Consider the following 13,882-nt stretch of genomic DNA (forward strand, 5'->3'; position numbering starts at 1 on the left):
ATCATTGCTTTCATTACTTGTCCTGGGCTTAGGGTTTCTTTACTTCTTATTCCCACTATTTTGTTGACGAATTCTACCAATTCCATTTCATCTATTATCCCTGCTACTATTCCTTGCAGGGTCTAAGTTTACGATATTTATAGCTTCAGAGGGCTTTTTCATTGTTTTGAAGGTTGCTATACTGCTACTAATTATTATACCTTAAAAAAACCTCAAATTATTGCTTAGCAATAATTTGAGGTTTTGACAATTCTGAATTCTTTTGAAATTCAATCTACTTAAATATCTGCGGAATGTGGGTTGTATGGTGGGCTTCGATCGCAATTAGCAATAGAACAATGCCACCAATGAAAGAAAGTTAAATCAGTAATTAAGTCTTGTTCTTGAATTAAGCCCTGACAGCGATGAAATATTACCTCTTCGGCTACCCATCTTCTAGCGTTCCAGCCAGATCGTATGGTATCAAGTGAGATCGATCGGGTCGGATGCCTAACCGTAGTTGCCTTCAACTTCTTCTACTGAAAGATGTGATTCAACAACCAGACGCTTGACCATAATTGTACGATCGCACGCTATATTCACCACACCGCCATTATAGCCAGGACGGTGCTACCGGACTTGATATCAGTAAAATTCAAAAAAGTCAAAAGTAATAAAGCTTTGAGTAAAAACAAGATTTTTACTTTTTACTTTTGACTTTTGACTTTTTAGCACATCGAGTATCAAACTCAAAACTCAAAACTCTTAAGGCGCTGCCGCCGCCCTGCGGTTGGCAACAATCAGATTTGCCTGATACTCTGCCGCTTTTTGCTGAGCCTTTGAATGGTTGGGGCTAGTTGACGGCACGGCTCTCATAAGCTGAACCGCTTTCTGCCATTCGCTTGCTACCGCAATCCACTCTGCTTGAGATTGAGCCGTCTGTGCCAAAACTGCCGCCTTCTGAGCGTTGTTAACGCCTTCCCTCCAAGAGTCAGGCTTAGGTGCGGCGGCTTTTGGTGCAGGAGATGCTGCTTTTGGCGCTGGAGATGCTGCCTTGGGCGCTGGAGGTTTGGGAACAGGGCTCGCGGGCGCAGCAGCAGTAGTGGGAGCGGCTTTTGGTGCAGGAGGAGATGCTGCCTGTGGGGTCTCCCCAGATGCGCTGGGAGATGGAGATGTGGCTTTAGACGCAGGAGATGTGGCTTTTTTGGGGGAGGGCGAAGCTGCTTCGGGGGCGCTCGGTTCAGGGTTCGAGCCGCCACCGAAGGGGAAATTTCCAGTCAAGTAAAACGCTGCGATCGCCCCCAGAGGCACTAAGATACCCACAGGTATTGCCCATTTTGGGAATTGTTTTTTCGGAGGGGGGGCTACATCTTCGTCTTCGTCTTCCTCGTCGTCTTCCTCGTCGTCTTCCTCGTTGTCATCTGGATCGAATTGTCCCTCTTGATAATAGTCTTCGCCATCCGGTTCGACATCATCTAAACCTACAGAGTCGTCAGGCATTCCAGTATCCGAGGCATAAAGCATTGGATCTGCGGGCATCAGATCTATTTCATCTTCCCACGCAGGGGAGCCGTCACCTGTGCGACGCCCGTAAACTTTGACAGTGTGAATTGATTCGACTCCCAAATTCGTCATCCCGCTGCGGATGAAATCCACCAATGCCATTTGACTCGGTACTTTGCCTGACTCCAGAGTTATGTGGAGGCAGCCGTTGTCCCGCGTCACATCGGCGTTGATGCCTTTGGGTTTGAGTGTACGGTTGATGCTAGATGCGATCGCTTTTGGATCGCCCTGCTTCAGAAGTTCCCGCAGGTTCTGTTGTGTCATGGTAGCGCTCTTGTTTTTTTTGGGGGGAGTGGAGAGCCGACAAATAATATTAATCGATCGGCGTTAGGCGGCGGACAATATTTATTTACCGAAAAATTGGGGTAGGAACCCCGTCCCGATCAGACGGCTTTCATAAAAATACTCGGTAAGTGGGAAACGAGCGAGTCTTTAGATCTGAGAGGAAAACGACTCGGCGGTTTCAACCGCCTTGAATCCCCTTGCGGGGTAGAGGGGTATGGTTGCCCCTCTGCGGAGATATGGTTGTCTCCAAGCCCTTACGGGTAATGTTAGGCAACGCCCAAGGTTATGAGAGCTTGAGAGACCTGCAACACTGTTGAGCGTGACTTTCAAACTGTTTAATTGCAGATGACAGAGCAAGGAACTAGCGAGAGCATTCGCTTGGTGTCGTGACTCAAATAACGTAGTCAGTTAAGACGCTTGGCCCGTCAGTATAGCTTGCTCAATTACTCTTACAAGCTCAGTGGCGTTGACTCCCTGAGTTACTGACGATAGAATCATAGATTGTTGATTCGCGAGATGTAAAAATCCGGTCTCAACTCTATAGTCCAAAAAAATCTTATAGGTTGGGGCATCAACCTATGGGCCAGGCAACATCAGACAAGCTGTGCTTGAAGAAAGCTGTTTGAATCCAGAATCCCATGCCTTTATGGTGGGGAGTATGTCAACACATTAACTTCTACTGTGGCATTCTGAGAGTATTTCTCGTAGTTATTGAGCTTTTTGTGCGCGATCGCACATCTAAAGATATATCCGATCGCGGACTTTGTTGTAAAAATTTACAGTAAGATATTGTCCGATCGATTAACGGCAGTAAAATTCGTTCGTGCGTGTGGAATACGAGTCCGCACTCTGGCTGCGGGCTTAAGCCCGCACTACAAACCGGCGAGTCCGCACTCTGGCTGCGGGCTTAAGCCCGCACTACAAACCGTTAAACCGTTGTTGTTATGGTAATCGAGCGGACATGATATAATTCGCCAATTTTGCTGCGGGGTCTCTCGTCAGCGAAACAAGCTAGAAAGTTCTATAACTTTGGTTTGCAGGGTTGATATTTCTTCCCGGCCCCGCTTTAAGGAAGCTTCTAACTCTAGCAGCAAAGGCAAACTTTTTTGCAGTTTTTCTAAGCTGGCGTTCTTGACTTCTTGGCGAAAGTAGTATACTCGTTTCGGATTGCCGAGGTCTAGAGCTTGAGCAATTTTATCATCTCGATCGCCCGCTTGGATCATCGCCTTCACCCACAGCCAAATCCGAAATTTACCAGTCAAGCCCGCCACAATCCTCAAACCAGGCTCGCTCTGAGCCGTTAAGCCCGCCAATAACTCTAAAGCACCGGAGGTATTGCCGGCGCGTATCGCATCGGCTAGCTGAAAGGTATTCTGGGCGTGACAGTGCACCAGTGCGGCGACTTCCTCGGGGTTGAGAGGTTGACTGCGATTGCCGGCAAACAGTAACAATTTTTCAAGTTCGCTGTATAGCTGGCGCGTATCGCTACCGATGGATTCGGCCAAAAGTTCGATCGCCGTGGCGGTTAATTTAACATTCATTTCCCCGGCAACTTGGCGCACTCGCTGGACTAACTCTTTTTCATTCCAAGGCGGAATAGGTGAAAATTCTCGAAATTCGACGGACTTGGCGATTAACTTGGTAGATTTGAGCCGGCTGTCGGGTTTTTTGACGGATGTCAGCAGCAATACGGTACTGGGGGGTATGACTGGCAGAGTGCGTTCCAATTGGGCTAAAAGTTCCGCAGAGCACTGCTGCGTTACAGTCGTATTTGCCAGCCAGACAAAACGGCTGCCGGTGCCGAAGGGTGGCGTTAAAGCTCGATCGAGTCCTTCAACCACAGCGTCGGGTCGATCGGCCACAATCTTGTCATAGTTAAAACTAGCCCAATTGGAGTCGAGGACTGAGGAGCGCAAACTTGTGACTGCTTGCGCGATCGCAAAGTCGTCTTCTCCCCAAAACAGGTAAATTGGCATATTTCAAGCTCAGCAGCCAAAAAAATCAGATTTGCACGATCCCCAAGTCCAACATATCCTGAATCAGAATGTTGGAAGCCCGCACCATAATATAAAATTTGGTGTGGGAGTATTTCACCGCGAGGAAATCAAGATTGGATGATACTTATCAAGCTTACGTAAATCGGGTAGCGCGAATGACGCTGCTGGACTCCTACAAGTCCCAGGTAGAACACATTCAGGAATCTCCAAAATTTAAGCCTGATGAAGTCGGTCACAGAACGCCTGTACCTTTTCCGGGTTATTCGGTGATTACGCCACCTGCGGGGGAAGATGCAGACAATACTGCACTTTATACTAATTTACACTCAGTCCAACAACGGCTATTGCAGGAAATCGCGGACGGTGCGATCGTAGCACTGCCTCCTGATAGCTTCCATTTAACCGTGGCCGATCTCATTTGGAGTAGCGCTTTTCGAGATGCCTCCGAGAAAAATCCAGAATTTGAGGGGCAACTGCGCGATCGCATAAAAGATGGTTTTGCGGCCTGCAAACCCTTGGCGGGCGGCCCTCCCATACGCTGGACGGTGCTGGGGTTGATGGTGATGACTAGAGCTGTAGGTGTGTGTTTGGCACCGACGGACGAAAACTCTTACAAGCAAATTCTGGAGTTTCGTCGATCGATCTATCAAAATCCCGATTTAATTGCTTTGGGAATTGAACAGCAATATCATTTTACGGCACACATTACTCTGGCTTATTTTGGGGACACCGGGCCGAACCTAAACCGCGCTCATTTTTCTGCCCTGATGGCTGAGTTAAACGACCAATGGCTCGACACGCCCCAGGATTTGTGGGTGCACAAAGCAGAACTGCGGAAGTTTGACGACATGACTAGCTACGTGCGACAACCAGACTGGCCTGTTTTTGAGTTTTGAGCCGATCGTCAAATATTTAGTGTTGGGCATTTGGCAGCATAAAAATCAAATATGCTGTCAATTGTCTAATACTTGTCGATCAACTATTAACTATTCAAAAGCAGTCGATCGCCGAGCAGTCGCCTTCAAGCCGTAGATAGGATTGTTTACCAGATCTTTGCCGTAGGGCGTAAGACCTGAGAAATTCCCGTCCCGAGTCATTTCCCTGCGATCGCAACCATCCTTCCACCAACACCAAGCCAGCCAACCAATTTCCTGCTCTTTTAGCACCTTCAAAAGCGCTTGATAGGTAAAATTATTCTGGGGTGAATGATTTTCCTTACGGCCATCGATATCGTAGTAGCAGTATGCGGTTTTTCCCGCGATCGATTCATCTTGTTTGTTGGCGATTTCACCAAAGACGATCGGTAAATTAGCTTTGATGACTGCATTAAGATGCGACATTCCATCATAACCAGCCCAATAAGCGTGTCCGCTAAACAAAAGATTGCGATTTGGATCGCTATCGATTAATTCCCGACCTATCTTGGCGAACACTTCGATCGAACTACCGCAATCAGGTGCATCAATTGCGATCGGAACTTGCAAGTGTTGTCGAATCCTAGCAATTGCATTTTTATATGAGGTTTTATACGCCTCCAATGCTGCCACAGAATTGCTCGCCCAACGATAGACACCCAATTCGTTAGCAGGATTAACAATCAGATACCGCTGATGTTTTTTCAATACAGCCAAAACAGGTTCGGAAGTCCACCAAGGAATCAACTGGGTGTTGAGGAGGGTGGTATCGGGCTGACAGGTTAAGTCAAACAACCCCAGGATCGGAATAATTTTGTTCGCCTTGCATTTGGCGAGAAAATTATCCAAGTTTTGCAGCGAATAGGCAGGGCGAGTCAGTTGACCGTAATCCTTGTACCATTGGATTCTGACAGCATTGGCTCCTGTTTTTTCCAATTCTGCCAGTCGATCGCTTTGAGGAAAATTCCAGTCATCCAGGAGGGGTAGGTTAATTCCTCGCAGGACTATCTTCTGCCCCCTTGAATCAAAAAGATAGCGTCCCTTTGTATAAAGTGTATTCTTAGTTTGCGAAGGCTGCCTAGCGGGTTGGGCTAAAACGACGGGGCGATCGCCAAACATAACTGCACTTCCTATTCCAGCAATTAAACCGACACCTGCCTTCAAAAATTGACGGCGGCAAAGCTCATCAGACATCATGTTTTCTCCATAAATAGAACTTCGAGTAATTTGAGATGTAGCTGGCGATCGCCCGATCGACAAAAACAATTGGGCTTGTGAGATCGATCGGGAAAACTAACCTAATTAAAATCGGCGATCGCCCTAAAAGTTTGAAGGTCTGACCTAACCTCATTTCTTGCTTTTTTATAGAAAGCGAAGAAAAGAAACGAGACTGTACTAAGTAAGTCCACTTAATTAAAACCAAGATCTCCTTCTCTCAAAAGCTTACTGGCTGGCTTTTCTTCCTTCTTCCGACTTCCCTCGGACTTCTTCCTTCTACTTATTTCCAGCATGAAAGCGGATATCGCTTACCGTTCCACGTCGTCCAACCCGTGGTTCTATTGCCTGTGGGTTTAGGCAAATACCATTGATTGCCATCAGCATGGCGGAAGTACAATCCGCCTCGATCGGCCTGACGCGGATTTGTCAGCGGCACCCAGCGAGCTCCATTGTCAGAAAAACTGCCATTCCAACGCACGCCAGAAGTGCTGCTACAGATGTTACCGTTACAGGTGGTTTGGCTATCATCAACCACATTCCATCTCATCCGGGCCGATCGCCCGTCGATATTGCAATTCCAATCGCCGCCCCACCAGCCGACGGCTTGGCTAGCGATAGTCGAACTGGAAACGGCAAGGGATAAAGCAATGCCGCAGGATATCGTAATTAGTGAACGTTGCATTATAGTCGTCATAGAATTATTCCTCATGTTGGGAACCTCTCTTTTGACTCTTTATTTATTACTCAGCAGTCTGCACCAGATTTTTTATAAACTTGATTGTGGGTAAACAGGCAAAGAAGCAAAGTTATATGCTGCCATGTCAATCGCTCCATAAAGTGTCGGGTAGATTTTTATACGGTATGAGAACTCAGGCAATTATGGATCGGCAATCTGTGTTCCATGAGATTCTTCAACTCAACGCTTAAGTTAACCGGACAGTTAATGAATTGATTTTTGATATGCACCTTAAATTTTGGAACTCTGATTGATTTGCTTCCCTTTACAAGAAAGTTTGGCGCTATCGAAAATAATTCTATTTAACCCGTTGAATTCTCTGATTTACATCAGTCTGAAAGGGGCGGGGTTTTTCATTATCTATACAGTCCGCCTTGTTCAATTGAGAATTTTCCTCTTTACTCTTAAGCTCAATAGCGAAATCCAACAAAACCATCGATTTTTGATGTTGGGTTTCCTTGCGTCAACCCAACATACATCTGCTGTGACAGTTGTAAACTACTTCACAAATTGCCAAGAATAATCGATACGATATAACCCTCCATAATCCTTAAAGTAACATGAATACTGCGGGCTAATCGTGCTGCCATTCCAACGTGCGTCAAACGATGGAATCATCGCACCAACCGTAGCAGGTGGAAACAAATCATCTTCCCACCAAATCTGAAAAAACCTGAACAGTGCTCCCATAACAAATCCTACTGCTGCACCAACAGCAGCACCGACGGGTCCAGCAAGCGATCCAACAAGAGTGCCGACAGCTATACCTATGGCAGAAGCAACTTTCTCTTTAATTTTGTCGTAAATAGTTTGAACCATGTCTGGCAAACCACCATTATCAACCTCAGATAAGATAAATGTGCATTGACAAAGCTTCGGGAACCCCAGAAAGTGGTTTGGATTCCAGAGATCGTAGAAGGCGTAATACCAATTTCCGAAGTAGACTTCTTCTCCATCATCAAAATCATTAGAGATTACTTGAGGCCCTAATTTACTCGTTGCACCACTGGGTTGTGTGATTACTGCTGCAAGCTCGATTTCATCATCACCACCTCCAGAAGTTTCTACCAGACATTTGACACGGTGAATGCGGAGAGCAATCTTATCAAACTCCGGACGCATACGTATGAATATATCCTCATTGACTTCACCAAAAAATTTGATTTTTTTCCGAAAGATCTTCCCATGCTTCAGAAATAAATCCGATGCACTTTCAAAAATTGGTTCTGGTTGCTTGAGTTTGTCAATAACACCCGCTGCAGAAAGATTTGAATACTTTCCTTCTCGAAGAAGATCCAAATTTTCTATTGCCGACTTAACATTGTTAATCGCAATTTTTTTCTTGAGATCGCTTAGTGCTGATAATCGCTTTGACAGTAGCATCTCAAGACTACCTTCATGAAATTCTCCTAATGGAAATGTTCCAGGATCTGCAAAATTTGCTGTAACTTTGAGAAAGGTTAAATCGATTGCATTTACAATTTCTTGAGCAAGTGGTAACAACTCTGGTACTTGTTCTTGCAAAATCGATCGGCTGTCGCTGTAAGTATCGACTTGTTCGCATTTTTGTTCGCAACTGTGCATAATTTTTAGGTTTGTTGTGTAGTCTGTTATTGGCACTCATTTGTGCTTCATGTTTATATATTTACAGATCGCAACTCGATATGATCCCTGGTAAACTTCTGGAGTTTACTATCAAAAAAATCAGGAAAAGGGGAGATAGTAAACAGGAAAAGTTCAGGATTGCAAATTACATTTAAAGCAAAAAGTCTGGAAAAGTCAGGTGCAGCAACCCCATTGATTCACCCGTTAATTCGTGATATAATCAAAGGTATTCATCTTGCTACTCTAAGCCATGAATGCTGAAACAGAACTGTCTTGGGAACAAACCCAAAATCTGGTTAATACACTGGTATTAAAACATACTGAAAAACACCTCAGTGATGTTGAGATAGAGGTGCTTCGAGGCGCGTGGGAAGGTAAAAGTTATGGAAAGATTGCCGAACAGTTATTTCTGACTGAGAACTACATCAGTGGAGACGTGGGATATCGCTTGTGGAAAAAACTGTCAGCAGCATTAGGCGAAGAAGTAACAAAGAAAAGCTTCCGGCAAGCACTCAAGCGAGAATGGCAAAAAACTTCATCAACACCAACATCAAATTGTGCGATCGCCCTAAAGTTTCCAGAAGGACCTGTAGAACCAGATTCGCCCTTCTACGTGCAACGTCCCCAGATCGAATCTGACTGTTACAAGGAGATTGTGAAGCCCGGTTCTCTGATTCGGATCAGAGGGCCTAGAAAAATGGGGAAAACCTCTTTACTGAATCAAGTGTTGGCTTATGCGACTCAACAAAATTATCAAGTTGTTCGCATTAACCTGCGAAATGCTGAAAAAACAGTCTTTACAAGCTTAAATAAATTTTTACGATGGTTCTGTTTGAATGTGAGCCGAGAACTCAAGCTAGAACCAAAGCTTGATGACTACTGGGATGAAGAAATTGGTAGTAAGGTAAGCTGTACTGGATACTTTGAAACCCATTTATTAGAACAGTTAGAGACGGATTTAGTCCTCAGCTTAGACGAAATTGATACGGTTTTTAACTATCCCGATATTGCTGAAGATTTTTTAGCTTTGCTGCGAGAATGGCATGAAGAAGCCACACTCCAAGAAAGTTGGCGGAAACTTCGATTAGTCATCGCCCACTCAACAGAAGTATATATCTCCTTAAATATCCATCAATCTCCATTTAATGTTGGGCTACCCCTGAGATTGCCGCCATTTAATCAACAGCAAGTCCAGATGCTAGCTCAGTTACATGGCTTAATTTGGACTGTGGAAACGACCCAATCGTTAACGGCGATGATTGGAGGGCATCCTTATCTGATTCGACTCGCCCTGTATCACCTTGCTCGCCAGGATATGACGCTTCAGCAATTGCTGCAAGATGCTCCAACCCATGCTGGAGTTTATAGCGACCATTTGCGGTGTTGCTTAGGAAATTTAAAACAGCAACCAGAATTAGCATTCGCCTTGAAACAGGTCGTGACTGCACAAAATCCTATTCAGTTAGAATCTGTAACTGTCTATCAGTTGGATAGTATGGGACTCGTTCATCTTAATGGCAACCAAGTAACACCAAGTTGCGAGCTATATCGTCAGTATTTCAGCACCAATCTTGCTTGAAAAGGGAGGAAATAGGAAACAGCAATATCTGTAGCAAATCAAGTAGGTTGGTTGGGTTGAACTGAGATCTTGCACCATTCTCAACAATCCTGTAGGGGCGGGTTCGCCAACGGACAAAAACGAAGCAGACAAGTTAAATAAACCCGCCCCCACCCCACGAAAAATCCCCAATTGACATTGCTGCAAAATGTCAGGTCCAATGAAGTAAACCCTCCGCTAAACGCTCCGCTCAACAAACCCCAAATAAAGTTCGGTTTCGTTCCTCAACCCAACCTACTGAAAGGTCTAATACTAAATCTGGGTTAGGAATCCCCTTTATAAATCCTCCGTTTGGAGGCAGAGTCTATGCGATTGCTTCACTTCGTTTCGCTACGCGACATGAAACGCAATGACAATAAAGGGGGTAGTAAATCCGTATTTGATCTAAGTGTACCGCAAGAACTTTTATGAATACCATCTACAACGAAAATTATGAATACAAAGTGGGAGGAAGCTTACCGCCAAATGCACTCTGTTATGTAACGCGGCAGGCCGATCGAGAATTATTGGCTGCGTTAGAAGCGGGTGAATTCTGTTACGTGTTTAACTCTCGGCAGATGGGGAAGTCGAGCTTAAAAGCAAGAACTATGCAACTGCTAGAAGTGAAAAAAATTGCTTGTGCGGCAGTGGATGTGACCAAATTGGGGTCCAAGCAGGTAACGGCTGACCAATGGTATAAAGGTTTAGTCGTGGAATTGGTCAGAGTTTTCAAGCTTTCAGGAACGTTCGACCTAAAGACTTGGAGAAAAGAACAAGCGGAACTTTCTGCAATCCAACAACTCAGCCTGTTTATTGAAGATGTTCTATTGGTCAAAGTTGCTAGTCCGAGAGTCTGTATTTTTTTAGAAGAAATTGATAACGTCAAGAGTTTAAATTTTTCAACCGACGATCTATTTGCTGTAATTCGCGCTTGCTACGAGCAACGATCGCACAATCGCATCTACAATCGCTTGACCTTTTGTCTGTTGGGAGTTGCCACACCATCCGACCTGATGGTTGATAAGCAAAGAACTCCCTTTAATATTGGTCGATCGATCGATTTGACCGGATTTAAGCTGGCAGAAGCTAAATCACCATTAACTCAAGGATTAATTGGAAAAGTAGAGAATCCAACAGCCGTTTTACAAGAAATTTTAGAGTGGACGGGCGGACAACCGTTTCTCACTCAAAAGTTGTGTAAATTGGTAGCAGAAAAAGCCGAAAGTTGCCAGCCCAATATCGAGCAATTGGTGCAACATTATATCGTTCAAAATTGGGAATCTCAGGATAACCCACCGCATCTGAGGACAATCCGCGATCGCATTCGTGGCAGCGGACAGCGTAGAGGTAGATTACTCGGGCTATACCAGCAAATTTTACAATTCAACGCAATTCCTGTAGAAGACAGTCCCGATCGCCTGGAGCTGCAATTATCAGGATTGGTGGTCAAGCAACGAGACAAACTCTGCGTTTATAACCGCATTTATGCGACGGTGTTTAACTTGGCTTGGGTTCAACAAGAATCCACTAGCCTCCGTCCTGATTTTTATGCCACTGCTTTATCGGGTTGGTTGGCAGCTAACGGACAAGAAGAATCATGGCTGTTGCGGGGACAGGTATTGCGGCAATCCCTAGAGTGGGCAGAGGATAAAAGCCTCAGCGATGAAGATTATCACTTTTTGTCAGCAAGTCGAGCTTTAGAACAACGCGATTTGCAACAAAAACTTGAGACAGAAGCCGAAGCTTCTAAAATCCTGGCAGAGGCGAATGAAGTCTTGTCGGATGCGAATCAAGTCCTGCAACAAGCAAACCGCAAAGCAAATCGACGCATCCGATTAGGGAGTGTCATCCTAATTGTGGCTTTGTTGAGTGCGATCGCAGCAGGATTATTAGCTAGAGAAATGCTCCAAACGGCACAACAGGAGAGAATAAAATCTTTCAGTCTGGCTTCCTCAGCTTCACTGAATGCTAATCAAGAACTGGATGCTTTACTCGCCGCCCTGAAAGCCGCTACTCAATTGAACGCAGCACCTCGGGCAGATACGGAGACGCGATCGTCCGTCCAATTGGCATTGCAGCGAGTCATGTTCCAAATTAGCGAACGCAATCGTTTAGAAGGACACAACGATAAAGTCAGAAGCATAGACTTTAGCCCAGATGGTAAAACCCTGGCGACTGCCAGTGATGATAATACCGTTAGGTTATGGAGTGTGGATGGACGAGAACTCCAACGGTTGTCGGGACAAAATCAACTTTTTAGAAATGTAAAGTTTAGCCCGGATGGTAAACAGATTGCAGCCATCAGTGCTGACAAAAAGGTCAAGCTATGGACGGTGGATGGCAAAGAATTGATGACCTTTCCTGGTGGCGATGAAGAGAGTTTTATGGCTGACCTTTGTTTCAGTCCTAACGGTCAAGTAATTGTTGCATCTGGTGCGAATCATACGGTCAAATTTTGGCAAATCGACGGACAAAAAGTCAAAACTCTCACAGGACACAAGTATGATGTTTGGAACCTCAATTGCAGTCCGGACGGTCAAAAGATTGTCTCCGCAGATCGGGGGGGAACGGTGAAGCTTTGGAGTATGGATGGGCGAGAACTCAAAAGTTTCCGAGCAAGTCCACAATCGATTTATGGGGTCAGTTTTAGTCCTGATAGTCAGTTCATTGCCACCGCAGGTGGAGATACACAGATCAAATTGTGGAATTTAGAAGGAAAAGAAATTAGGACGATCGGCAAACATAATAATTATGCTACTGGGGTGCGTTTCAGTCCCGATGGTCAAACTATTGCTTCGACAAGTGCCGATAAGACTATCAAATTATGGAATTTAGAGGGAGGAGAACTTAAAACTTTCAAAGGACACCACACAGAAGTTTTTGCAGTTAGTTTTAGCCCCGATGGTCAATCTATTGCTACAGCCAGCGGGGATGACACGGTAAGGTTGTGGAATTTGAGCAACCAAAACCATCAGATCTTACACGGACATACCGATTCTCTATATAGTGTGAGCGTTAGTCCGAATGGTAAGATCTTTGCTACTGCCGGAGATGGGGTTGGAGAGGCCCAGACAATTCGACTGTGGAATTGGCAGGGGAAAGCACTAGCCACGATTAATGCTAAGAGCAATCAAGAATGGAACCGCATCGGGAGTCTGAGTTTTAGTCCAGATGGTAGGACGATCGCGGCTGCTGGTTACGACAAAACTATCAAACTTTGGAATATCAACGGTCAACTACTGAAAACATTCAACGGACACAGCAAAGAAGTTACTGATGTGAGTTTTAGTCCCGATGGTCAAATCCTGGCAACTGCCAGTTACGATCGCACCATCAAACTGTGGCAAATTGGCAATGGAGAAGTAAAAACTCTGAGGGCAAATGCAGGTAAAGTTTGGAGTGTGAGTTTCAGCCGTGATGGTAAGTTTCTTGCCTCCGGTCATCACGATGGCACCCTCAAACTTTGGAACCTTCAGGGACAACTCTTGAAAACATTTCACGGACACGGCAATTATGTTGTGCGCGTGCGGTTTAGCCCCGATGGCAAAACCATTGCTTCGGCAAGTCATGACAGAACCATTAAACTTTGGACGCTAGAGGGTCGTGCATTGAAAACATTGAGCGGACATTCTGCTGGTATAACAGGACTCAGCTTCAGTCCTGACGGTAAAACCCTTGCTTCTAGCAGTGCTGAGGGCAGAATTCGGCTTTGGAATATCGAGACAGGGCAAGAGATTCAAACAATCCAAGGACGCGGCTATCCTTTCTGGAATATTCAATTCAGTTCGGATGGTAAAACTCTTGTTACTGTTAGCGATGATGCCAAAGTAGAGCTTTGGAATGCCGAAACCTTGCTATTAAAGCAGCTAATTCCAGAAGGTTGCGACTGGATGGAGGATTACCTTCATCACAATGTTAGAGTAGACCGGGGCGATCGGCAGATTTGCGATCGCATCCCATAAAGGGCGATCGTACCGTCCAAACGCAG

General features: G+C 45.3%; 9 protein-coding genes and 1 pseudogene. 3 read left to right on the forward strand and 7 right to left on the reverse strand.

The annotated features are described in order from the left end of the window. From QZ918_RS33280 to holA, 3 genes and pseudogenes are all read right to left on the reverse strand, one after another. A pseudogene (locus QZ918_RS33280) lies at positions 1-162 on the reverse strand (DUF4277 domain-containing protein); the annotation flags it as partial. 582 nt (positions 163-744) lie between these two features. After that, positions 745-1,806, reverse strand: coding sequence for a hypothetical protein (locus tag QZ918_RS16305; RefSeq protein WP_293336753.1), 1,062 nt, complete (start codon positions 1,804-1,806; stop codon positions 745-747). Positions 1,807-2,825: 1,019 nt separating this feature from the next. Then, a complete protein-coding gene (holA, locus tag QZ918_RS16310; RefSeq protein WP_293336755.1) occupies positions 2,826-3,803 on the reverse strand; it encodes a DNA polymerase III subunit delta in 978 nt (325 codons plus the stop codon). A gap of 176 nt (positions 3,804-3,979) precedes the next feature. Between holA and QZ918_RS16315 the strand changes: the two genes are divergently transcribed. Beyond that, positions 3,980-4,720: a DUF1868 domain-containing protein gene (locus tag QZ918_RS16315; RefSeq protein WP_293336850.1), complete on the forward strand. Its 741-nt coding sequence runs from the start codon at positions 3,980-3,982 to the stop codon at positions 4,718-4,720. Between the two features lie 90 nt (positions 4,721-4,810). On the opposite strand, the gene QZ918_RS16320 is transcribed toward QZ918_RS16315, so the two are convergent. The 4 genes from QZ918_RS16320 to QZ918_RS16335 form a co-directional block, all read right to left on the reverse strand. Further along, positions 4,811-5,935 carry a cellulase family glycosylhydrolase gene (locus QZ918_RS16320; protein ID WP_293336757.1) on the reverse strand — a complete coding sequence of 375 codons (1,125 nt, stop codon included), beginning with the start codon at positions 5,933-5,935 and terminating at the stop codon, positions 4,811-4,813. Further along, the gene (locus QZ918_RS16325; RefSeq protein WP_293336759.1) at positions 5,925-6,089 is read right to left on the reverse strand and encodes a hypothetical protein; all 165 of its coding nucleotides are present in this window, start codon (positions 6,087-6,089) and stop codon (positions 5,925-5,927) included. Before QZ918_RS16325 ends, QZ918_RS16320 begins: the two co-directional genes overlap by 11 nt. Before the next feature lie 147 nt (positions 6,090-6,236). Beyond that, the gene (locus QZ918_RS16330) at positions 6,237-6,650 is read right to left on the reverse strand and encodes a DUF6006 family protein (protein WP_293336761.1); all 414 of its coding nucleotides are present in this window, start codon (positions 6,648-6,650) and stop codon (positions 6,237-6,239) included. A 540-nt stretch (positions 6,651-7,190) separates the two neighbouring features. Further along, positions 7,191-8,276 carry a hypothetical protein gene (locus QZ918_RS16335; protein WP_293336763.1) on the reverse strand — a complete coding sequence of 362 codons (1,086 nt, stop codon included), beginning with the start codon at positions 8,274-8,276 and terminating at the stop codon, positions 7,191-7,193. A 271-nt stretch (positions 8,277-8,547) separates the two neighbouring features. On the opposite strand from QZ918_RS16335, the gene QZ918_RS16340 reads away from it, so the two are divergent. Then, complete coding sequence (locus QZ918_RS16340) at positions 8,548-9,876, forward strand: AAA-like domain-containing protein (protein WP_293336765.1); 1,329 nt, start codon at positions 8,548-8,550, stop codon at positions 9,874-9,876. A gap of 446 nt (positions 9,877-10,322) precedes the next feature. Beyond that, positions 10,323-13,856 carry a WD40 repeat domain-containing protein gene (locus QZ918_RS16345; RefSeq protein ID WP_293336767.1) on the forward strand — a complete coding sequence of 1,178 codons (3,534 nt, stop codon included), beginning with the start codon at positions 10,323-10,325 and terminating at the stop codon, positions 13,854-13,856. The last annotated feature ends 26 nt before the right edge of the window (positions 13,857-13,882 follow it).

Origin of the sequence: Microcoleus sp. CAWBG58 (genome assembly GCF_020883045.1) — a bacterium.
GTDB lineage: Bacteria > Cyanobacteriota > Cyanobacteriia > Cyanobacteriales > Microcoleaceae > Microcoleus.

What these genes read in the sequence shown, in the direction of transcription:
- QZ918_RS16305 (WP_293336753.1), bottom strand. Translation starts at nt 1,806, where the DNA reads ATGACACAACAGAACCTGCGGGAACTTCTGAAGCAGGGCGATCCAAAA.
- holA (WP_293336755.1), bottom strand. Translation starts at nt 3,803, where the DNA reads ATGCCAATTTACCTGTTTTGGGGAGAAGACGACTTTGCGATCGCGCAA.
- QZ918_RS16315 (WP_293336850.1), top strand. Translation starts at nt 3,980, where the DNA reads ATGACGCTGCTGGACTCCTACAAGTCCCAGGTAGAACACATTCAGGAA.
- QZ918_RS16320 (WP_293336757.1), bottom strand. Translation starts at nt 5,935, where the DNA reads ATGATGTCTGATGAGCTTTGCCGCCGTCAATTTTTGAAGGCAGGTGTC.
- QZ918_RS16325 (WP_293336759.1), bottom strand. Translation starts at nt 6,089, where the DNA reads ATGAGGTTAGGTCAGACCTTCAAACTTTTAGGGCGATCGCCGATTTTA.
- QZ918_RS16330 (WP_293336761.1), bottom strand. Translation starts at nt 6,650, where the DNA reads ATGACGACTATAATGCAACGTTCACTAATTACGATATCCTGCGGCATT.
- QZ918_RS16335 (WP_293336763.1), bottom strand. Translation starts at nt 8,276, where the DNA reads ATGCACAGTTGCGAACAAAAATGCGAACAAGTCGATACTTACAGCGAC.
- QZ918_RS16340 (WP_293336765.1), top strand. Translation starts at nt 8,548, where the DNA reads ATGAATGCTGAAACAGAACTGTCTTGGGAACAAACCCAAAATCTGGTT.
- QZ918_RS16345 (WP_293336767.1), top strand. Translation starts at nt 10,323, where the DNA reads ATGAATACCATCTACAACGAAAATTATGAATACAAAGTGGGAGGAAGC.